Below are 18252 nucleotides of genomic sequence, written 5' to 3' on the forward strand. Positions count from 1 at the left end.
ACCATCGGAAAGATCATGCGTTGGCCGAATGGCGAGGAGTTGCGACGATGCACATATGCGTTCAATGCGTGACGGTGGCGCTGGCTCTCATCGGCCTTTTGGCAGGGCAAAGCGCGGCGGCCGATTGGGCGAATGGCCAGCGGATTGCCGAGCGCTGGTGCGCCGGCTGTCACGTAGTTGCTCCGGGTCAAAGCCGAGGCTCGGACACGGTTCCGACCTTTGCCGAGATCGGCAGTTCGAAGCGGCTCGACGCCGCCGCGCTCACCGCGTTCCTGACGGATCCCACCCATTCCCGCATGCCGCCGCTGTCGCTTGCGCGATCGGAGATCGCCGACCTCGTCGCCTATATCGCGCGTCAGTCGCGATAATCGCGACAGCAGCGCCTGAGCCGCACCGGCGCACAACGACAGATCGTCGTTGAAATCGATTACATTTTCTGGCTTCATAAGCGTCGCATAAGTTGGGAGGATCTTATGAAGAGGTTTATTGCTTTCGCGATGGGTGCGGTCGCATCCATGGCGATTTCGGCATCGGCTTTTGCCGAGACCTTCAAGATCGGTCTTTCGAACGGCTGGGTCGGCAGCGAGTGGCGCACCCAGATGATCGACGAGGCGAAGACGGCGGCCGAGAAATGGAAGGAGCGCGGCGTCGACGTCGAGGTCTCCGTACAGAGCGCCAATGTCGACGTGCCCGGGCAGATTGCCCATGTCCGCAATTTCATCGCGGAGGGCGTGGACGCGATCATCATCAACCCGAACAGCCCGACGGCCTTCGATCCGATCTTTGCTCAGGCGAAGGAAGCCGGCATCCTGGTGATCGCGACGGACGCCGAGGTTTCGTCGCCCGACGCGATCTATGTCGGCATCGACCAGACCGCCTGGGGTGCCGCCGGCGCCGAGTGGCTTACAAAGACACTTGACGGCAAGGGCAAGGTGGTGGCGATCAACGGCGTCGCCGGCCATCCGGCGAACGAGATGCGTGTCGCGGGCTACCGGCAGGTCTTCAAAGATCATCCGGACATCCAGATCGTCAACGAGGTCAATGCCAATTGGGACCAGGCGCAGGGACAGCAGGCGATGCAGAACATCCTTGCCACCTATCCTGACATCAACGGCGTTTTCGTCCAGGACGGCATGGCGGCCGGTGCCTGGAAGTCGATCATGGATGCAGGCAAGAAAGACCAGATCGCCGCGACCGGCGAAATCCGCAAGGACTTCATCGATCTCTGGATAAAGGAGAAGCTGAACTCCGGCGCGACCGTCAATCCGCCCGGTGTCATGGCGAGCGCGCTCAACGTCGCGGTGCTGATGCTGCAGGGAAAGGAACTCAAGGACCCGGCGAAGGCCGGCCAATACGGCAATGCGCTCTACCTGCCGATCCCGTTCATCGATAGCGAGAATGTGGAGGAGGCGGCCAAGCAGCTCGAAGGCAAGCCCGGCTATTACTCCTATACGAGCTCGCTTTCGATCGAAGAGGCGGAAGCTCTCTTCAAATGAGGTCCTCCGAGCGTGGGCCGGTTGCTCGCGCTCGGCCGACGAACCGTGGTGGACGGGTTTCCATGTCGAAACTGAAACTGAACGGCGTGAGCAAGGCTTACGGCGCTACCGTGGCGCTCCGCCGGGGCGATCTCGAAGTCGTAGCCGGCGAGGTCCATGTGCTGATGGGCTCGAACGGGTCCGGCAAGAGCACGCTTTGCAAGATCATTGCCGGCAGCGTTCGGCCGGATGCCGGCAGAATCCTGATCGACGACACGCCTGCCACAATCACCGGACCGCGATCGGCACGGGCGCAAGGAATCGGCATCTTCTATCAGGAACTCAGCCTCGCCGCTCACCGCTCGGTCGAGGAGAACATCTGCCTGGCGGCTCTGCCGGTCAGGGGCGGCCTCTTTGTCGACCGGGCTTCGATGAAAGAGCGGGCGGCACGCTATATAGCGCTGTTCGACGGCGTGTCCGGCGAAGGATTCGCGGCCGACGTGCTTGTCGGCAATCTTCGCCCGGACCAGCGTCAACTCGTCGAGATCATGAAGGCGCTGGCGAGCGAGGCGCCGCTCCTCATCTTCGACGAACCGACTTCGGCGCTCGACCGCGCCCAGGTCGAGCGCTTCTTCGAGATCCTCGGCGATCTCAAGCGCCGCGGACGCGGTATCATTTTCATTTCCCATCGCATGGACGAGATAAAGGCTATCGGTGACCGCGTCACCATCATCCGCGACGGCGAGACGATCACGACCCTCAATCTCGACGAGACCGATGCCGTCACCGTGATCCGGCTGATGGTCGGCGGCGCCGGCGACATGCCGGCCTCGCAATCCTCCGTCCCCGCCGCCGTCGACACCGCGGCGGAAACCGCGCTGACGGTCCGCAATCTTTCCGGCGCCGGCTTCCGCGATGTCAGCTTCGAGGTCGGCCGCGGCGAGATCCTGGGATTCGGCGGCTTGCACGGCCAGGGGCAGTCCGCCCTGCTTCGGGCAATTTTCGGCGCCGGCGCGATCACCTCCGGCGAGATCCGGATCGGCAGCGAGCGCTTCAGGGCTTCGAGCCCGCGCGAGGCGATCCGGCGGGGCTGCGCCTATGTCTCGGGCGATCGCAGCCGCGACGGCGTCATCAGCGGCCGCCCCATCATCGAAAACGTCTCACCGATCCACTATCTGCGCGATCGCGTGATGATCGCGAGCCCGTCCAAGCTACGTGATCGGGTACTGCCCGCACTTCAGAGCATGCATACGAAGTTTGCGAGCCTCTTCGATCCGATCAGCGCGCTTTCGGGCGGCAACCAGCAGAAGGTGATCATCGCCCGCTGGCTGATCGACCGATCGGACGTGCTGCTGCTCGACGACCCGACCAAAGGCATCGATCTTTCGGCGAAGGCCGATCTTTTCGCATTGATCCGGCAATTGGCGGCCGAGGGCCTCGGCATCCTTCTCTATTCCTCGGAGGATGCCGAACTTCTCGGCAACGCCAACCGCATCCTCGTTTTCAACGGTGGGTCCGTCAGCCGGGAACTCACCGGCGCCGAACGCACCCGCTACAATCTCTATCAAGCCGCTTACGAGGCTGCGTAATGGCAGAGATCGCAACCGGCCCGATGTCGCGCCGCGTCGGCAGCATCCGCAGGCTGCTCGAGCGCTATCCCTTCCTGCCGGCGCTCGCCATATTCGCGGCACTTCTTCTTCTGAACGGCTTCTTCTCGCCCGCAAGCCTCAGCTATCGCGCGCTGACGGGCCTCCTCAGCACCTATATGGCGCTGATCCTGCTCTCGATCGCCCAGACCTATGTCGTCTATGCCGGCGATATCGACCTTTCCGTCGGGTCGATCCTCTCGCTCGTCAATGTGACGATCATCGTGTTGATGGAGCGATGGGGCGGGGGCGCCGGCGCCATTCTGCTTTCGCTGGCGCTCGGCCTGCTGCTCGGCCTTGCCTGCGGCCTTGTCAACGGTCTCGTCGTCGCCGTGCTGCGCCTGCAGGCGATCGTTGCGACCTTCGCGACCAGCATCTTCTTTACCGGGCTCGCACTTTATATCCTGCCGGTCGCCGGAACGCCGGCGCCCGCGCTCTTCTGGCGCACCTATGGCGGTCGGCTGTTCGATTTGCCTTTCGTCTTCTACATCCTCGCCGTGCTGCTCGCGCTCCTTTTCATGCTTGCCCGTACGCGCCTTGCCGCCCAGTTGCTTGCCGTCGGCGACGACCGGCAGGCGGCCTACCAGACCGGCCTCCCGGTCGTGTCCATCCGCATCAGGGGCTACATGCTTTGCGGCCTTTTTGCCGCGCTCGCGGCCTTCTGCATCACCGGAGACACGGCAAGCGGCGATCCGCTCGTCGGTGGCAAGATGACGCTTTACAGCGTGGCTGCCGTCGTGCTCGGCGGCAGTGCCCTTGCCGGCGGCTGGGGAACCGTGGTCGGTTCGCTCCTGGGAGCGCTGACGATCGGGCTCATCAATTCGCTCGTCTTCTTCATGGGCACGCCGTCCGAATGGCAGAACTTCATGCAAGGGCTCGCCATCCTCCTCGTGTTGATGGCGGGCGTGCTTGCCGGTCGGAGGGCGCGGTCATGAGTCGGGTGATTTCCTTTATTCGTCAGCCGGTCGTCGTCGCTCTGGTGCTGATCGTAGTGCTTCTCTATCTCGGCCAACTTCTGTCGCCCGGCTTTGCCAGTGGCGGGCAGATCCTGCGGTTGCTGATCGTCGCCGCGCTGCTCGGCATCGTCGCGGCGGGCCAGAACGTCGTCATTCTCGGCGGGCGCGAGGGCATTGACCTCTCGGTGGGCGGGGTCGTGTCGCTCTCGGCGATCATCGCCGGCAATGTCATGAACGGCGCCGACAGCGGCATCCTGCCGGCGATCGCCGCCTGCCTCACCGCCGGCGCCTTCTTCGGCCTCTTGAACGGGCTCGGCGTGACCCTCCTGCGCATTCCGCCGCTCGTCATGACGCTCGGCATGCTGGGCGTGCTGCAAGGGCTGCTGGTCGTCATCCGCATGGGCATTCCCTCCGGCCAGGCCGCCCCTTCCCTGTCGCGCTTCGTGAGCCAGCCGCTCGTCTTCGGCCTGCCCGGCATCATCTGGCTCTGGATAGCGGTCGGGCTGCTGATGGCCTTCATGCTCCACCGCACCGTCTTCGGCCACCGCATCTACGCAATCGGATCGAACGAGCATGCGGCCCATATGGCCGGCGTGCCGGTGCGGCCGATGCGCATCGCGCTCTTCGTTATCTCCGGCATGTTTGCGGCGCTCGCCGGGCTCTGCCTGCTCGGCTATTCCGGCTCCTCATTCGCCAATGTCGGCGAGCAATATACGCTAACCTCCATCATCGCCGTCGTCTTCGGGGGCACCTCGCTCGCCGGCGGCAAAGGCGGTTATACCGGCACGATGGCCGGCGCGGTCCTGCTCGTCATCCTGCAGGGGATACTGACAACGGTGAACATCGACGAGTCCGGCCGGCAGATGGTCTTCGGGGCGACGCTTCTCCTGTTGATGACGTTCTATGGCCGCGGGCGGGCGATGCGGGCATGAGGGAGCGTCCGAAGATCAAGGACATCGCCGTCAAAGCGGGTGTCTCCGTCGCCACCGTCTCGCGCGCGCTTGCCGATTCCAGCCTCGTCACGGCCGAGACACGCCAGCGTATCCGTGAGCTTGCACGCGAGCTCAACTATCGCCCGAATGTCAGCGCCCGCAATCTGAGGACCCGCAAGTCGATGGCGGTGCTGCTCGTCGTACGCGATGTCGGCAATCCGTTCTATCTCGACGTATTGAAGGGCGTTGAGGCGACGGCGCGGGAGGCCGGCTATTCGGTGCTGATGGGCAATACCGAAAACGAACCGGCCCGCGAAACCGAGTATTTCCACATGCTGCGCGACGGCCATGCCGACGGCATGATCCTGATGACCGGCAAGCTGCCGCCCGATGGCGGCACCCGCGCCGGCGGCTGGAGCCGCCTGCCGGTGGTGGTGGCGCTGGAGATGATCAAGGGCTCGAGGCTGCCGCATGTGCAGATCGACAATGTCGGCGCCGCCCGGGCGGCGGTGGAGCACCTGATATCGCTTGGCCATCGGCGGATCGCCCATATCAGCGGCCCCATTCCCGAACCGATGAGCCTTGACCGCCGGGAAGGCTATCGCCTTGCCATGCGCGCTGCGGATCTCGATATCCCCGCGGGCTACGAGGTGCGCGGCAATTTCCTGCTCGAAAGCGGGCAGGAAGCGTGCCGGCGACTTATTGCCCTGCCGGAGCCGCCGACGGCACTCTTCGTCGCCAATGACGAAATGGCCTATGGCGCCGTGCATGAACTCAGAAGGTCGGGATGCGACGTGCCGCGCGACGTTTCCATCGTCGGCTTCGACGATCTCTATCTGAGCAAGGCCTTTTATCCGCCGCTGACGACCGTCAGCCAGCCGCGCGCCGAGATCGGCCGGAAGGCCATGGAGCTGCTGCTGAAGATCCTGTCGGGGGGCCGCACCGATGCGGACGATGCGATCGTGCTGCCGACGGCGTTGAACATAAGGAGCAGCACGGCGCCGCCCCGCTGATATTCTGGGAGGGAGACATGACCATGCTACCGAAGCAGACGCTGCGTGTCGGTTTTGTCGGAACCGGTTTCATCGCCGGCTTCCATCTCAAGTCGATGGTCGGCGTGCGCAACGTCGAGGTGACCGGCGTCTATAGCCGCAGTCCCGAAAACCGCAATCGCTTTGCCGAAGCGGTGAAGGCGCTCGAGCTCGGAGGCTGCCGCGCTCATGACAGTCTCGAGGCGCTCGTCTCCTCCGGCGACGTGGACGCGATCTGGATTCTCTCTCCGAATTACACGCGGATCGACGTCATGCGGGCGCTGCATCGGGAGATCAAGGCGGGACGCAGCAAGATCTTCGCCGTCGCCTGCGAGAAGCCCTTGGCGCGCACGGTCGCGGAAGCCCGGGAAATGCTGCAGCTTGCCGAGGACGCCGGTCTCAATCACGGCTATCTCGAAAATCAGGTATTCGCCACGCCGGTGCAGCGCGGCAAGGAGATCATCTGGCGGCGCGCGGTCTCGACGACGGGCAGGCCCTATCTGGCGCGGGCGGCGGAGGAGCATTCCGGTCCGCACGAGCCCTGGTTCTGGCAGGGCGACAAACAGGGCGGCGGCGTGCTTTCCGACATGATGTGCCACAGCGTCGAGGTGGCGCGTCATCTTCTGACCGCGCCCGGCGCACCGCGCAACTCCCTGAAGGTCCAGGCGGTGAACGGCACGGTCGCCAACCTGAAATGGACGCGGCCTGGCTATGCCGACCAGCTCCGCCACCGCTTCGGCGGCGAGGTCGACTACCGCAACCGCCCTGCCGAGGACTTCGCCCGCGCAACTGTCATGCTCGAGGACGAAAACGGACAGGAGCTGATGATCGAGGCGACGACCTCCTGGGCTTATGTCGGCGCCGGCTTGCGCATCCAGCTCGAGCTGTTGGGACCTGAATATGCACTCGAATACAACTCGCTCGGCGCCGGCCTCAAGATCTTCCTGTCGCGAGCCGTGCAAGGGTCCGAGGGCGAGGACCTCGTCGAAAAACAGAATGCCGAGCAGGGGCTGATGCCGGTACTCGAAGACGAGGCGGGCGTCTATGGCTACACCGACGAAAACCGGCACATGGTCGAGTGTTTCCGCAAAGGGATCAAACCCATCGAGACCTTTGAGGACGGGCTTGCCGTGGTCGAGATCCTGATGGGACTCTATCGCTCCGCCGAAATCGGCGCGACGCTGCACTTTCCGGCAGCGGAGCTCGAGAATTACGTGCCGTTGGTGGCGCGTACCGGCGCGTGATGCGGCGGCCATGGTCGCCGCCGACGAAACGGCGCATTTTCAGCCTGAAAGGCGGACGGCGGGTTTTACATTGCGGGGATATGTAAACGAGCATATTATAATATCCTCGAAAGGATATGCTGCCATGCCCCTCTACATCAAAGACGCTGAGGTGGATAAACTCGCCGAGGAGCTTGTCGGACTCACCAACTCTACCAAGGTTGAGGCTGTCAAAATTGCGCTCAAGCACGAGATCGACAGCCGCAAGTCCAAACTGCATGTTCGCGATCGTCTTGCAAAGACCCTCGCAATGGCTCGCGCAGCTGGCCCAATGGTTCACCTTGACCACAAGAAGGTCACGGACGAACTGTGGGGGGAGGATTGATGCTGTTTATTGATGCGTCGGTTATCGTGGCGATCATCGGCTTGGAAGACGATGCAGACGACCTGATGGATCGATTGACACAGCACGATGGCCAATTTTACGTGTCAGCAGTCGTCCGCATGGAAGCCGTGTTGTCGCTCACACGGCAATTTGCGGAGGTCGAGGGACCAAACAAGGCCGCCACCCCGGCCATGCTCGCAAAAGCGCGGCAATTGGTCGACCAGTTCATTGCCGACTTGGCAGCGAAGGAAACCGTGATTGGCGATGACGTGGGCACCAAGGCGATCGACGCCGCGCAGCGTTATGGCAAAATCGTCAATCACCCTGCCAAGCTCAACATGGGCGATTGCTTCGCTTACGCCTGTGCCCAGGCGAACCGGCTGCGGATCGCATATAAGGGCCACGATTTCAGCGAAACCGATCTGGCTTGGTAGCGCCAAGCCCTGGCCTTTACCCGAAATGGTTGCAACAGAATAGATTGCGGCCGATTTTCGCCGTGTAGTGGCGATAGCAAATGTGAAGACCCGTGGCCTTCGTCTTGGCCGAAGGACCGATACCGCCGCCAAGGGAACGGTCCTGACCGACTGGCGGCGGCAGGCACGGCTTGAGGATCTGTTGGGGCGGTTATGGTCGTCGGCGACGAAACGGCGCAAACCAGCCTGAAAGGGCCTAATGCATGTCGCCCAAGAGTGTGCAGCGGTTTTGGGCCAACGACGTGCATGAAAACAAGAACTAATGCGCGTTGCACGAATACCATGAAGCGCGACGCGCTTAAGTGCCCCACCCTTTCAGGCTGATGAGACCATGGCTCAATCGACGAACACGGTAAGCGTGCCGTCAGCCTCGACCCCCACCGCAACCGCGGCGTCTATCTGGTCATCGGTGAGGTCGTCAAAGTCGAGTTCGGCCAGATCCTGGCGAAGCTGGGCGATTTCTGCCTCCCGGGCCTCGACGGCGTTGTCGAGTGCGGTGCGATTGACCGCGAACTCGTCGACGTCGACAACGGTGACCTCGACATCATCCGCAATCCCGCTTAGATCGGTCTTGCTGGCGCGGATCGTGGAGATCAGCGTGCCCAAATTCGTGTTGTTCACGCTGCCGGTCGTATCATCGTCGTCTCCATCGTCAGCCCGCTTGGTCTGACCCGGCGCGTAAGTTTTGGCACTTTCGTCGTCGCCTTTCACTTGACCGGGTGCAAAGTCCCTGGCGCTCTCGCCTTCGCCCTTGGCATGGCCGGGGGCGCTTTCGGCGGCACTGTTCTCGCTACCACGACCATTGCCCTCGCGATTTCCATTGCCACTTCCATTGCCGTCCTGTGCGAATGCGGGTGTGGCCACGCTCGCGCAGGCAAGCAGTGCGGCAGCTAAACTGCGACAATTCTCGTCATGTGCGTGTTCCTTTCCTTGGTTCGAAGTGCAAGCCTCAGTTAGGCAAGTTCGAATTCGGCGTTCCCGAGATTGTTCCGTGCGCACCCATGACATCGGACCATTGCCTTTTCGTCTGAGCCGTTGGTCCGATCAACAAAGATCCGATCGGCGGTCCCGACGACCGGCATGAAGCAGAGGGAAGTGGATGACGCTTAGGACCTTCGTCTTGGCCGAAGGTCCGACCGGGCCGAGAGAAAGGTCCTAAAGGTGCTGGCGACGGAAGGCGTGGCTTGACGATCTGTTGGGGCGTAAGCAAGGTGATCTCAAGATCACGCGTGCTTTGTGCGAATTTCGAATTTCGTGTCGATATTGCGCGGAACCCGATCCGGGTGACCTTGTTCACCGATAAGCCGGGTTAAACTTTTTTGAGGCGGAAGGTGCGCCAATGATGGTCCTCAAGGAGACGAAGACGACGCGACGGAAGACCATGGCGGTCCTGTTCGTTGCGTTGGTCGGCTTCGTCGCACTTCCCTATAAGGCGACAATTTCCGGTTCGAGCCTTGAAGTCGCACCCCAGTCTGCCCTCGCCAAGAACGAGGGCAAGGGAAATGGCGGGGGGAACGGCAATTCCGGCGGCAACGGCCGGGGGGGCGGTAGCGGCGGCGGCAGCAGCAAGGGCCGCGACAGTTCAACGAGCGGGTCGAGCGCGCGAGGCACGGGCACCGGAAACAAGGGTTCGACCTTGCGAGTACGCCACGCCAAGGGAATAAGCGAAGAGATCAGAAACGGGCGATACATCATGAAGGATGCCCGCGGGCGCATCATCGTCAACCGCAGCGCCACTGAAGACGATCAGAAACGGCTCCTGTCCCTCATTGACTGAGCGGGCGGTCGAGTGCGTCGCGCAGCACCATGGCTGCCTCCGTGCGGTTGGCGACGTCGAGCTTCGCCATGATCTGGGTCATATGGTGCTTGACGGTCTTTTCGTGCAGATTGAGCCGCCTTGCGACCTGCTTGTTGCTCATGCCGGAGGCGACGAGATTGAGAACCTCCTTCTCGCGGATGGTCAGATCCCGGATCAGGTCGGACTTGCGTGCAGGCTCTGGGGCCCGGCTGGACAGCAGCTTCGCCGAGAGCGTCGGCGCCACATAGCTCTCGCCCGAGGCGACGGTCCGGATGATATCCGCCAGTGCTCTCGAGCCAACACCCTTGAGGACATAGCCCCTGGCGCCGTTCTGCAGTGCGGCGGTGACGTCGTCGCCGGCTTCCGAAACCGTGAGCATGACGATCTTCTGCGAGGGGGCGACCTCCATGATCAGCGGGAGGGCTGCCAGCCCGCCACCGGGCATAGAGATGTCGAGAAGCATCACGTCGGGCTTGAGATTCTCGGCGATTCTCAGTGCGTCGTCGTGTGAGTCCCCCTCGGCGACGACTGCGAATCCATCGATCTCCGACAGGCTCCTCGTGACCCCTTCCCTGAACAGAGGGTGATCGTCGATTACAGCAACACGTATTTCAGCCGTCATATCTGCCCTATCTCCCTGATGTCGAGCCACATCCGGACAACGGTGCCCGACGCGGCCGCGTTCAGTTCAAACGTTCCTCCGAGACTCTCCACCCGTTCCCTGAGACCGGCAAGCCCGAGGCTCGTAGAGCTGATCTGGCTTGGATCGAAACCGGGCCCGCCATCCGCCACCTCGATCCGGATCCTTTCGCGTTCAATGGTCTGCGTGACGCGCTGGCCGATGCCTCCTGCGTGCCGATATGCATTGTTCAGCGCTTCCTGCACGAAGCGGTATATGCATATCTTCGCCGACGGGGAAAGGCGCGCAGGCGGGTCGGAGAGCGACAGATCCACAGCCGAACCGGTCCGCTGCCTGTGCGCCGCAACGCAGCGCTCGAGGATCTCGGGCAGATTGGCGGTTTCAATCTGCGGCAGCACCAGCCCGTTGCACAGCGTCCGGATCTCGTGCATCGCCTCTTCGAGACTGGCCTTGATCGCGGCGAGTTCGCGGTCGCGCTTTTCGTTCGAAGTCATAGGGTTCGTCAATAGGTCGCTGTCCAGCCGCAATGACGCATAGGCCAGGAGCTGCGCCGGGCCGTCATGCAGATCCGCTCCAATGCGCCTTAGCATTTTCTCGTTGAGCGCCGTTGCCCGTTGGGAGGCGTGCTGCACGCGCCCACGCAGGGTCTCGTTCTGCAACAGGAGCGCAGAGAGCTCGTCGATGCGCTGCTTGAGCGCGGCACGCTGCTTTTCGATGGTTCTGCTCCCCCGCATGACGATCGCCGAAAGCATGATGAAGAAGGCGAGCGTAAAGCCCGCAACCGCGAGCCAGGTGAGAAACCGCGCCCGACGCAGACTCAGTTGGAAGTCGTGGGCGATTTCGTGGAATTCGGAAACCGCCACGACCTCGCCCGACCAGGGCTGCAGGACCGGATTATAGATTTCAAGGAACGGATTGCCTGCCGGGCGGCCGGTCACATCCTGACTGCCGTCCTGCGACTGCAATTGAGCCACCATCTCGCCGGAAAAGGCCGTGCGCAATTGCGGACTGAGCTCGAACCGCTTTCCGGCTATCTCCGCTTGATTCGAGTAGAGGACGGTACCGTCGGCGCGCCAGAGGCGGAATTCCAGCAGCCGGTTTCCGAGTGCCCCCTGGCCCAAGGTTTCGTCGAGCGCCCGTGCGACGGCATCGTCCAGCACTTCCGTGGTCTGCATGTCAGGCAGGAGCGGAGCGATCACGCTGTCGACATAGAGCGCGGTCGTCGCTGCGGAGTTTCTCGTGACCGCCTCCTCTATGAGGCTGGTCACGAACGCCCCGACCACCAGCATCGCCGCAGCCGCAACTATGCCGCCGGCCAGCAGGAACTGCCTGCTCAGCGCTTGCGCATTCCATCGTGTGATCAAGTCCTTGGTGCGCACGAAAAGTTCTCGGGATCGCCCGCCCGATTCGCTGGCGGCACTGAGGTCGAATTGAAAGCATAAACTATCGCCCGCGAAAAAGCGGTCAATGGCATGCCATGGTTCGCGCCACGGATTGGACCTTTTTCCCGACGGCCGATGCGACCTAAGTCCTACCGACCAGGGCAATGGTCCGGGAGCGGTGGCGCCTTGCCGTCTTGCGAGCTACCGTCGCAGCCGATCGACTGTGCCTGTTCCCTCCGCAGAGAGGGGCAATTGATTCGAAGGAGGCCTGCATGAGTGTGTCCAAGACTATCGGGCGGAGCGTCGTCGTCCTGGCCATCGCGCTTGCTCCAGTGGCGAGCATTGCTTTGGGCACCGCCGAACTTGCTTTTGCCAAAGGCGGCAACGGCGGCGGCGGCAATGGCAACGGCGGAGGAAACGGCAAGGGCGGAGGAAATGGCAATGGAGGGAGCCACGGGAAAGGGCATTCCACCGGCGGCAAACAGGACAAGGCAGGCAAGAGCAATCGAGACGCTGGCGATCTCCTGAAGTCGCTTTTCACGCGGGGCACCAAGACCAAGAAGACGATCAAATCCGCGAAGGTCCCGAAAACGGGAAGCGTTGCAACGATCAAGCCGAAGAGCGTCAAGAGCGACACCGCCGGACTGAGTTCGCTGAAGAGGAATTATCACGCCTATCTCAACTCCAACGATCCGCGCATGGCGGCGATCTCTGCCTATGTGATTTCCTATGCCGAGTTCGAAGCCGAGTTCGGTCCCGACGCCGTTCCGACAGATCCGGCACTCAGCGACGAGGCGCTTCGGGAGGCGCTCGAGAGTTTCACCAAGGGAGGCGTTGTGACCGACGATGCGCTTCTTGAAGCCAAGGAGATCCTCGGCGTTGGACCCGCAGTCGGCAAGATCGACCAGATTCGCGAAACGCTTCCCGAACCTGCGGACACTGAGCTCGAAGCGTCGGAGTGAACCTGACCCATCGACAATTGGGCGCCGCCGGTGAAGCTGAACGAAAGAGGTCGACTGATGAACGTAGAGCAACTCGACCTCGCAGGCGGCGGCGCGTCGCAGGCGATGGGGCAAGAACGGATCGGGTTTTCCCTGCAGCAGATCAACGCGGTCGACGACCCGGCAAAGGTCCTCTATTCGGAGTGCCTGGGCAGGTTCACCGAGCCCGATGGCACGATCCGAACCAGTGACGAGCTATTGGCAATGCCCGAAATTTCGGGCGTTGGCCCGGCCTTCGACCGGTATCTCCTCCAACTTGCATTGGGCTGGCTGGCCCGTCGTCCGTCATGTGCGCTGGGCTGCAACATCCAGGCTTCGGGTCTGGTCGACAAGCACAGCTCGGCGACTTTGTACGCATTGCTCTTCAAGCACCGGGCAGCGGCGCGGCGCATGGTTCTCGAAGTCACGGGAAGCGTTGCATTGAAGGCACATTCGGCAGCGATGCTCCAGAGCGCCCGCGCGCTGGGGTACCGGATTGCGATAGAGGCGTTCGGAACCGAACACGCGACCGCGGGCACGCTCCCGTCCTTCCCCGTCGACATTGTCAAAGTCGATGCATCTTTCGTACGGCATTGCCGGGGCGACGCCGCGCCCATGCTCCGCCACATTATTGCCCGGGCATCCCGCTCGGCATCGATCGTGGTAATCGAAGGTATCGAGACATACGAGCAGCTTGACGCAGCAAGGATCGCCGGGGCGACCCATGTGCAGGGTCTTCTCCTGTCGGAGCCTACCCTGCCGCCCGTATTTTCCGAGCCGTATCGCCCGCTGGTCCAACGCGGGAATCTACTCGCGCATCTGCCCGAAAATCGGAACCGATTGCCGCAAAGCTCGAGGCGCAGTTTCAAAGAGTCACAGCGACCTTTGCGCGTCTGAAAGACGCACGGCGGTATAAGAGATCACGGCTCGACCTACGGCTGTTACCGCGCCTTGCGTCGATCGCGACGACCTTTCCCACAACCGCAGCATGTAGGACCTTGGTCCGATCTTTGCATCCAAAGGTCCTAGTGTCGTTGCCAAACAGCTCGCCCGTTCCATATGGTGCGAATCAGCGCCGAGGGGGCAACGGCCAATGACGAACTGAGGTTCTATCTGGGAGTCCCCGAAATGGCTTTCTCGTTCACCGAACGAAAAAATCGCCCATCCGTTTTCGCCTTTCGGCTGCTGGCCAGCCCGCTCGCATTCGCGGTCTACGTTGCAATCGCCATGGCGATCGCGTTTCTGGCAAGTGCCGGCACAGGTATTCCGGCCTACCTGCTCGTGCCTGTCGGCTTCCTGCTCGTAACCTTCCTCGACCCGCCGGCGAGACTCATGAAACTTCGAGAGGGCCGGAACGGACAGGTTGTAAAAAGGCGGCTTCGACAGATCACCGCGGCCAACAATAATCGCCCGAGCGAATTTGCGCACACCCGGACAAAGGCACGCGAGTCCAGGTCCGATAGCCGTCTTCGCTGACCAGGCAGGGTCATAGCGCCGTTTCAGGCGGGCATCTGCAGCACGTCTGGATGCTGAAGGGGCGCATCCTTGATCCAGATCTGCGTTCCCTCGGAGCCAACACCCGCTTCAAGAGGTTCGCCAGCGGGCATCCGGCCCCAGCTCTGCGGGCCCAGTTGCTCGCTCCCAACCGTAAGGCTGCCGGTGAGCACGAGGAACTCGAGACCGCGCTGGTTTTCAACGATTACCGTCGAACCCGGCCGCCAGTCCTCGATTAAGACGCGCTCCTTCCCATCATCGAACAGCACGCGCGCGGCCTCGGCCCCCTCGCGCAACGGCGCTGCCTCGCCCTCGCCGGGCTGCCGAACGATTTGCGCGTCGTCACCCTCGCGATACTGCCAGAGACGCACAAAGATCGTGCAGCCGTCCTTTGATGCCGGCACATGTGAGGTGCCGGGCGGGTTGCGGAAATAGCACCCCGCCGGGTAGTCGCCATGCTCGTCCTGGAATGTTCCCTCGAGCACGAGAATTTCCTCGCCGCCGCTATGGACATGGCGTGGGAAGGCGCTTCCCGGCACGTAGCGCACGATGGAAGTCGCGCGGGCGACCTCCCCGCCGATGCGGTAAAGCATGCGGCGATCGACGCCCGCTGAAGGGCTTGGAACCCAGTCGAGTTTAGCCGCTTGGACGATCACCGGTCTTGCCAGGTCTTCATTGATGCGCATTGGTCTGGTCCCCCATCGTCAGCACGATCCGAACTTTGCGTCACCGGACCTCATCTTTTGAACAGCATCCTGGGCGCTCTCCAGCGGCATGGTCTCGATCGTCGGCCGCACGGCGGTCGGTACCCTGGAATCCAACGTCTTCTCGAACGCGGAGCCGGTCACCGAGCCTATCACGCCGCGTTCGGCTCCCACCAGATAACCCGCCGACACCGGCAGCGGATCCTTGCCGACGCCGAGCGCGATCAGGCGGGCGGGCCTTGAAGAATTCGCCTCGAGCTTTGGCCCGGCGCTTCAATCCGGAACTGGGCATGAGCTTGCGCTCATGGCGGCGGCTGCGCTCCGGCAAGGGCGATGACACCCTTGCGTTCCGGCGCGGTTGGCGCTTTCCACCCTGCTCAGCTAGGCTTCAGGGGCCTCGTCGATTTCCAGTTTCATTCCGGTATGGCGACCGGCGTCGGGCGATCAGGGCTTGATGCCCGGCGTGCCGTCGAACTTCTTCTCGCAGTCCCAGCAATCGATGTAGTCGTCCTGCAGCGGAGCATTGTTGACCGCCCATTCCGTCAGGTGCTGCGGAAATCTGGTTTCGAACATAAAGCTCATGGTTTCGGCCTGGAACTGCGGCACCATCGGCTCGTTCGATCCATGCTCGAAAGCATTGCGATCCGGTCCATGCGGCAACATGCAATTGTGAAGGCTCATGCCCCCCGGCGCAAAACCCTGCGGCTTGGCGTCATAGACGCCATAGATATTGCCCATGAGCTCCGACATGATGTTCTTGTGATACCATGGCGGGCGGAAGGAGTGCTCGGCGACCATCCATCGATCGCGGAAGAGCACGAAATCAATGTTTGCCGTGCCCTCTTGCCCCGACGGCGCAGTCAGTACGGTGAAGATCGACGGATCGGGATGATCGAACAGGATCGCGCCAACAGGTGCATAGGTGCGCAGATCGTATTTGTATACGCAGTAATTGCCGTGCCATGCCACGATATCGAGCGGCGAATGGCCGATCTTCGTCTCGTGGAATTGGCCACACCATTTGAGAATGACCCGCGAGGGAACCTCGCGATCCTCGAAGGCTGCGACCGGGCATTTGAAATCGCGTGGATTGGCAAGGCAATTTGCCCCGATCGGCCCTCGATTGGGCAGGTCGAACTTCTGGCCATAGTTTTCGCAGACGAAGCCGCGGCAGGGGCCTTCCAGTACCTCGACCCGGTAGACGAGGCCGCGCGGCAGGATGGCGATCTCCTTCGGCTCCAGATCGATGACGCCAAGCTCGGTTGAGAAGCGCAACCGGCCTTCCTGCGGTACGACCAGCAGTTCGCCGTCGGCGGAATAGAAATATTCGTCCACCATGGATCGGGTCACGAGATAGACATGGGCCGCCATGCCGGCCTGGATATTCACATCGCCGGCGGTGGTGACGGTCTTCATGCCCGTGACCCAGGTCAGGTCTTCGTCGGCATACGGGATCGGGTCCCAGCGGTACTGCCCGAGCGAGGTGACATCGGGAAGGATATGCGGCGCCGACTTCCAGTGTGGAATGTCGACCTTGTCGAACCTGGTTGTGTGCTTGACGCTCGGCCGTATGCGATAGCACCAGGTGCGCTCGTTCTGGCCGCGCGGGGCGGTGAAGGCTGTGCCGGACAGCTGCTCCGCATAGAGGCCGTAATTGCATTTCTGCGGTGAATTCTGGCCCTGCGGCAGCGCCCCGGGCAATGCTTCGGTCTCGAAGTCGTTGCCGAAACCGGGCATGTAGCCTTCATGCGGACCGGTGTTGCTGAGGGCCCGGATCATGCCGGGGGCAAGCGGATGGTGAGTCATCGTCTGCTCCGAAAGGCTCTGTCTCAGGAGCCCCGAGTAGATAGTTGCATTCGCAACTTTGTCAAGATAAAGTTTGACGGAGCGCAGGGATGGAATGGAAGATGAGCCACGCCGTGCTTTTTGATTATTGGCGGTCCTCCGCCTCCTATCGCGTCCGCATCGGGCTCAATCTGCTCGGATTGGCTTACGAAAGCCGGCCCATCGATCTCCTTTCCGGTGCGCAACGGAGTGAGGAAAACCTGGCGCGCAATCCCCAGGGTCTGGTGCCGACACTCGCGATCGACGAGGTCGAACTGACCCAGTCCCTGGCAATTCTCGAATATCTCAATGAAACGCGGTCCGCCGGCTGGTTGCCCGCCGATCCGGTCGGAAGGGCAAGGGTGCGAGCGCTGAGCTATGCCATCGCCATGGAAATTCATCCGGTATGCAATCTTCGCGTCGCGCGGCATGCGGTGTCGCTTGGCGGCACGACGATCGAGGACTGGATGAAGCATTTCATCAGCGATGGGCTGGCCGGTTTCGAAGGGATGCTTGGAGACGACCCCGACGATCTCTACTGCCATGGCGACAGCCTGACCCTGGCTGACATCTGCCTGGTGCCGCAGACCTATAACGCCCGTCGCTGGGGCGTGGAGATGGAGCGCTTCCCGAAAACGGACGCTCTTTCATCGCGACTTGAGGATATCCCCGCCTTCATTGCGGCGCATCCCGACCGAGTAGGATCGTGACTTGTTTGCCATCCTGTGGCAGGGTCGCGCCGCAGGACAATGGATGTCGGAATGGTAGAGCGGAACACGGATCCGGATTTCGATCTCGAGCGATTTCTTCCCTATATGCTGAACCAGGCGGCGGAGGCGACCTCGCGCTCCTTTCAGGCGGTCTACCGCAACCTTTACGGCATGACGCGGACCCAGTGGCGGGTGATGGCCAATCTCGGCAAATTTGGTGCGATGACGGCGAAGGACATATGTGTCATCTCGCATGTCGAGAAAACCAAGGTCAGCCGCGCAGTCTCGGCGCTCGAATCCGAGGGCTTCCTCCTGCGCACCCCAAGCGAGGACGACCGGCGCGCGGAGATCCTGAGCCTCACCGAGAAGGGGCAAACAGCCTTTAGAGACCTTGGCCATCGTGCGAACGAGTATGATGAAAAATTGAGAGCCGAACTTGGCGATCGGGTGTCTTCGGAACTCATCCGATCGCTGCAGTTCCTGATGAAGCTCTAGGCCGAAGAACAAGCTCTTTTAAGGTCTTGCCCGGAGCTTTGCCGTCTACAAGGCTTTGCCGCAGCATTTCGCGGGATGAAAGCGATTGCTGCCTGGCGCAATGG

At 62.1% G+C, this 18252-nt stretch carries 20 protein-coding genes; 15 read left to right on the forward strand and 5 right to left on the reverse strand.

Translation table 11 applies throughout. From position 1 onward, the window contains the following. The first annotated feature begins 47 nt into the window (after positions 1 to 47). From AC4P1R_RS22525 to AC4P1R_RS22565, 9 genes are all read left to right on the forward strand, one after another. Positions 48 to 368, forward strand: coding sequence for a c-type cytochrome (locus AC4P1R_RS22525; RefSeq protein ID WP_492177913.1), 321 nt, complete (start codon positions 48 to 50; stop codon positions 366 to 368). A 105-nt stretch (positions 369 to 473) separates the two neighbouring features. Next, entirely contained in the window at positions 474 to 1496 is a 1023-nt protein-coding gene (locus AC4P1R_RS22530; RefSeq protein ID WP_492177914.1) for an ABC transporter substrate-binding protein, read from the forward strand. A gap of 62 nt (positions 1497 to 1558) precedes the next feature. Beyond that, positions 1559 to 3064 (forward strand): sugar ABC transporter ATP-binding protein, encoded by a 1506-nt coding sequence (locus AC4P1R_RS22535; RefSeq protein ID WP_492177915.1) that lies wholly within the window; start codon positions 1559 to 1561, stop codon positions 3062 to 3064. Then, positions 3064 to 4056, forward strand: coding sequence for an ABC transporter permease (locus AC4P1R_RS22540; RefSeq protein ID WP_492177916.1), 993 nt, complete (start codon positions 3064 to 3066; stop codon positions 4054 to 4056). The genes AC4P1R_RS22535 and AC4P1R_RS22540 overlap by 1 nt, the downstream gene beginning before the upstream one ends. Further along, positions 4053 to 5009 (forward strand): ABC transporter permease, encoded by a 957-nt coding sequence (locus tag AC4P1R_RS22545; protein WP_492177917.1) that lies wholly within the window; start codon positions 4053 to 4055, stop codon positions 5007 to 5009. The genes AC4P1R_RS22540 and AC4P1R_RS22545 overlap by 4 nt, the downstream gene beginning before the upstream one ends. Then, on the forward strand, positions 5006 to 6022 hold the full coding sequence (locus AC4P1R_RS22550; RefSeq protein ID WP_151612558.1) for a LacI family DNA-binding transcriptional regulator: 1017 nt from the start codon (positions 5006 to 5008) through the stop codon (positions 6020 to 6022). The genes AC4P1R_RS22545 and AC4P1R_RS22550 overlap by 4 nt, the downstream gene beginning before the upstream one ends. A 17-nt stretch (positions 6023 to 6039) precedes the next feature. Further along, positions 6040 to 7284 (forward strand): Gfo/Idh/MocA family protein, encoded by a 1245-nt coding sequence (locus AC4P1R_RS22555; RefSeq protein WP_069460938.1) that lies wholly within the window; start codon positions 6040 to 6042, stop codon positions 7282 to 7284. Between the two features lie 124 nt (positions 7285 to 7408). Next, complete coding sequence (locus AC4P1R_RS22560; RefSeq protein WP_151612562.1) at positions 7409 to 7648, forward strand: type II toxin-antitoxin system VapB family antitoxin; 240 nt, start codon at positions 7409 to 7411, stop codon at positions 7646 to 7648. Beyond that, positions 7648 to 8082, forward strand: a complete 435-nt coding sequence (locus AC4P1R_RS22565; RefSeq protein ID WP_151612564.1) for a type II toxin-antitoxin system VapC family toxin — start codon at positions 7648 to 7650, stop codon at positions 8080 to 8082. Before AC4P1R_RS22560 ends, AC4P1R_RS22565 begins: the two co-directional genes overlap by 1 nt. A gap of 375 nt (positions 8083 to 8457) precedes the next feature. Here the strand turns inward: AC4P1R_RS22565 and AC4P1R_RS22570 are convergent, their stop codons facing one another. After that, positions 8458 to 9129 carry a hypothetical protein gene (locus AC4P1R_RS22570; RefSeq protein ID WP_492177918.1) on the reverse strand — a complete coding sequence of 224 codons (672 nt, stop codon included), beginning with the start codon at positions 9127 to 9129 and terminating at the stop codon, positions 8458 to 8460. A gap of 331 nt (positions 9130 to 9460) precedes the next feature. On the opposite strand from AC4P1R_RS22570, the gene AC4P1R_RS22575 reads away from it, so the two are divergent. Further along, on the forward strand, positions 9461 to 9898 hold the full coding sequence (locus AC4P1R_RS22575) for a hypothetical protein (RefSeq protein WP_492177919.1): 438 nt from the start codon (positions 9461 to 9463) through the stop codon (positions 9896 to 9898). On the opposite strand, the gene AC4P1R_RS22580 is transcribed toward AC4P1R_RS22575, so the two are convergent. Then, positions 9888 to 10541 carry a response regulator gene (locus tag AC4P1R_RS22580; RefSeq protein ID WP_151612568.1) on the reverse strand — a complete coding sequence of 218 codons (654 nt, stop codon included), beginning with the start codon at positions 10539 to 10541 and terminating at the stop codon, positions 9888 to 9890. The genes AC4P1R_RS22575 and AC4P1R_RS22580 overlap by 11 nt on opposite strands. Beyond that, positions 10538 to 11938, reverse strand: coding sequence for a sensor histidine kinase (locus AC4P1R_RS22585; RefSeq protein WP_151612570.1), 1401 nt, complete (start codon positions 11936 to 11938; stop codon positions 10538 to 10540). Before AC4P1R_RS22585 ends, AC4P1R_RS22580 begins: the two co-directional genes overlap by 4 nt. Positions 11939 to 12213: 275 nt before the next feature. Here AC4P1R_RS22585 and AC4P1R_RS22590 point away from each other — a divergent pair, with 275 nt between their 5' ends. The 3 genes from AC4P1R_RS22590 to AC4P1R_RS22600 all read left to right on the forward strand — a co-directional run bounded on the left by AC4P1R_RS22590 (position 12214) and on the right by AC4P1R_RS22600 (position 14397). Beyond that, positions 12214 to 12903, forward strand: coding sequence for a hypothetical protein (locus tag AC4P1R_RS22590; protein WP_192803841.1), 690 nt, complete (start codon positions 12214 to 12216; stop codon positions 12901 to 12903). A 57-nt stretch (positions 12904 to 12960) separates the two neighbouring features. Further along, a complete protein-coding gene (locus tag AC4P1R_RS22595; protein WP_492177920.1) occupies positions 12961 to 13818 on the forward strand; it encodes an EAL domain-containing protein in 858 nt (285 codons plus the stop codon). A gap of 165 nt (positions 13819 to 13983) precedes the next feature. Continuing rightward, a complete protein-coding gene (locus AC4P1R_RS22600; protein WP_273362616.1) occupies positions 13984 to 14397 on the forward strand; it encodes a hypothetical protein in 414 nt (137 codons plus the stop codon). A gap of 23 nt (positions 14398 to 14420) precedes the next feature. Here AC4P1R_RS22600 and AC4P1R_RS22605 read toward each other — a convergent pair whose 3' ends face one another. Then, positions 14421 to 15101 carry a cupin domain-containing protein gene (locus tag AC4P1R_RS22605; RefSeq protein ID WP_151612578.1) on the reverse strand — a complete coding sequence of 227 codons (681 nt, stop codon included), beginning with the start codon at positions 15099 to 15101 and terminating at the stop codon, positions 14421 to 14423. Between the two features lie 462 nt (positions 15102 to 15563). Continuing rightward, complete coding sequence (hmgA, locus tag AC4P1R_RS22610) at positions 15564 to 16925, reverse strand: homogentisate 1,2-dioxygenase (protein ID WP_492177921.1); 1362 nt, start codon at positions 16923 to 16925, stop codon at positions 15564 to 15566. Between the two features lie 89 nt (positions 16926 to 17014). Here hmgA and maiA point away from each other — a divergent pair, with 89 nt between their 5' ends. Beyond that, positions 17015 to 17653: a maleylacetoacetate isomerase gene (maiA, locus tag AC4P1R_RS22615; RefSeq protein WP_492177922.1), complete on the forward strand. Its 639-nt coding sequence runs from the start codon at positions 17015 to 17017 to the stop codon at positions 17651 to 17653. A 51-nt stretch (positions 17654 to 17704) separates the two neighbouring features. Then, a complete protein-coding gene (locus AC4P1R_RS22620) occupies positions 17705 to 18148 on the forward strand; it encodes a MarR family winged helix-turn-helix transcriptional regulator (protein ID WP_151612581.1) in 444 nt (147 codons plus the stop codon). Positions 18149 to 18252: the final 104 nt, after the last annotated feature.

Source organism: Sinorhizobium sp. Y406, assembly GCF_058732025.1.

Excerpts from the sequence above, each read along its gene's own strand:
- AC4P1R_RS22525 (WP_492177913.1), top strand. The coding sequence starts at position 48 with ATGCACATATGCGTTCAATGCGTGACGGTGGCGCTGGCTCTCATCGGC.
- AC4P1R_RS22530 (WP_492177914.1), top strand. The coding sequence starts at position 474 with ATGAAGAGGTTTATTGCTTTCGCGATGGGTGCGGTCGCATCCATGGCG.
- AC4P1R_RS22535 (WP_492177915.1), top strand. The coding sequence starts at position 1,559 with ATGTCGAAACTGAAACTGAACGGCGTGAGCAAGGCTTACGGCGCTACC.
- AC4P1R_RS22540 (WP_492177916.1), top strand. The coding sequence starts at position 3,064 with ATGGCAGAGATCGCAACCGGCCCGATGTCGCGCCGCGTCGGCAGCATC.
- AC4P1R_RS22545 (WP_492177917.1), top strand. The coding sequence starts at position 4,053 with ATGAGTCGGGTGATTTCCTTTATTCGTCAGCCGGTCGTCGTCGCTCTG.
- AC4P1R_RS22550 (WP_151612558.1), top strand. The coding sequence starts at position 5,006 with ATGAGGGAGCGTCCGAAGATCAAGGACATCGCCGTCAAAGCGGGTGTC.
- AC4P1R_RS22555 (WP_069460938.1), top strand. The coding sequence starts at position 6,040 with ATGACCATGCTACCGAAGCAGACGCTGCGTGTCGGTTTTGTCGGAACC.
- AC4P1R_RS22560 (WP_151612562.1), top strand. The coding sequence starts at position 7,409 with ATGCCCCTCTACATCAAAGACGCTGAGGTGGATAAACTCGCCGAGGAG.
- AC4P1R_RS22565 (WP_151612564.1), top strand. The coding sequence starts at position 7,648 with ATGCTGTTTATTGATGCGTCGGTTATCGTGGCGATCATCGGCTTGGAA.
- AC4P1R_RS22570 (WP_492177918.1), bottom strand. The coding sequence starts at position 9,129 with ATGTCATGGGTGCGCACGGAACAATCTCGGGAACGCCGAATTCGAACT.
- AC4P1R_RS22575 (WP_492177919.1), top strand. The coding sequence starts at position 9,461 with ATGATGGTCCTCAAGGAGACGAAGACGACGCGACGGAAGACCATGGCG.
- AC4P1R_RS22580 (WP_151612568.1), bottom strand. The coding sequence starts at position 10,541 with ATGACGGCTGAAATACGTGTTGCTGTAATCGACGATCACCCTCTGTTC.
- AC4P1R_RS22590 (WP_192803841.1), top strand. The coding sequence starts at position 12,214 with ATGAGTGTGTCCAAGACTATCGGGCGGAGCGTCGTCGTCCTGGCCATC.
- AC4P1R_RS22595 (WP_492177920.1), top strand. The coding sequence starts at position 12,961 with ATGAACGTAGAGCAACTCGACCTCGCAGGCGGCGGCGCGTCGCAGGCG.
- AC4P1R_RS22605 (WP_151612578.1), bottom strand. The coding sequence starts at position 15,101 with ATGCGCATCAATGAAGACCTGGCAAGACCGGTGATCGTCCAAGCGGCT.
- hmgA (WP_492177921.1), bottom strand. The coding sequence starts at position 16,925 with ATGACTCACCATCCGCTTGCCCCCGGCATGATCCGGGCCCTCAGCAAC.
- maiA (WP_492177922.1), top strand. The coding sequence starts at position 17,015 with ATGGAATGGAAGATGAGCCACGCCGTGCTTTTTGATTATTGGCGGTCC.
- AC4P1R_RS22620 (WP_151612581.1), top strand. The coding sequence starts at position 17,705 with ATGGTAGAGCGGAACACGGATCCGGATTTCGATCTCGAGCGATTTCTT.